Below are 1070 nucleotides of genomic sequence, written 5' to 3'. Positions count from 1 at the left end.
AGCGAACTACTGTGAATAAATACAGAAACACGTAGACAGTAGACAAGGCGAGGGGAAACCCTCGCTTTTTTCGTTTTGGACCCAAGCTTCTATATCGCTACATAGAAGTATTTATCTTTGGGTTGACTAGGGGCGAGATTGGTGATCCGATAGCTTAAAATAGCATTTCATTTAACACATCAAGCACAATTTTAGAAACCCTCCTACGATCCTGCCTAATTTTGAACAGAGAAGCTCATAGATATTTTAAATGAAGTGTCTGGTTCGACCGACTAATGAAGTTGCCTGTTCCATTTGCAAAATGAAAACTTTTTTGCAAATTTCAAAACTTAAGACTAAATACACAGGATATATCCTTATAAATATAACTATCACATTGATATTAAAGAAAATTATCTTTAATTGAAATTGGCCTTAATTTTGCTTTATCTATATTAGTATTTAATCAGCGAGAGATGCATTATGAAAAAGATATTAGCCAAGGTGATATTAATTTTACCATTCTCGGTACTAGGTTCAGAAAACTTAGTCTCTAATGGTTCTTTTGAAAACAACTCTTTAATAGCTGGGACTTGGGCGTTACTAGATGAGATAGAAGGGTGGAGTACAGAAGGTGCGAAACTTGAAATCCAAAAGACAACGATAAATTTTATAGATTCGCAGAGCGGTGACAGTCATATTGAATTAGATTCGACGGGAAACTACTCAATTTATCAAGATATTCCAACTGTGATTGGCAAGCGCTACAAGGTCAGTTTTTATTATTCAGCAAGAATTGTAGGTGACAACTCTACAAATAGAGCAAGAGCATGGTTTGGTGATACAACCCTAGCAACAATGAATGCAACGACCCGAGGCTGGACAAAGTACGAGTACACAGTTGAAGCGACGAGCAGTTCAACACAACTTCGGTTTCAAGGCTTAGGTACTTCTGATTCATTGGGTGCGTTATTAGACAACGTAGTAGTGACAGAGGAAGAGGAAGTTACACCTCCAGAGCCACCGGTGACTTGTAAAGTTGGCGTGTATGGTATCAATAACTTTGGTGAAGACAGCAACAGCTATGTTTA

1 protein-coding gene is annotated in these 1070 nt (G+C 37.7%); it reads left to right on the top strand.

What is annotated here, in order from left to right; translation table 11 throughout:
* Positions 1-462 precede the first annotated feature (462 nt).
* A partial coding sequence (locus DRB05_RS00205; protein WP_128725170.1) for a DUF642 domain-containing protein occupies positions 463-1070 on the top strand: 608 nt, incomplete at its 3' end.

This window comes from Pseudoalteromonas sp. A757 (assembly GCF_004103285.1).
GTDB lineage: Bacteria > Pseudomonadota > Gammaproteobacteria > Enterobacterales > Alteromonadaceae > Pseudoalteromonas > Pseudoalteromonas galatheae.
Note: the sequence above shows the minus strand (reverse complement) of the source record. Positions and strands in the feature narration are given on the sequence as shown.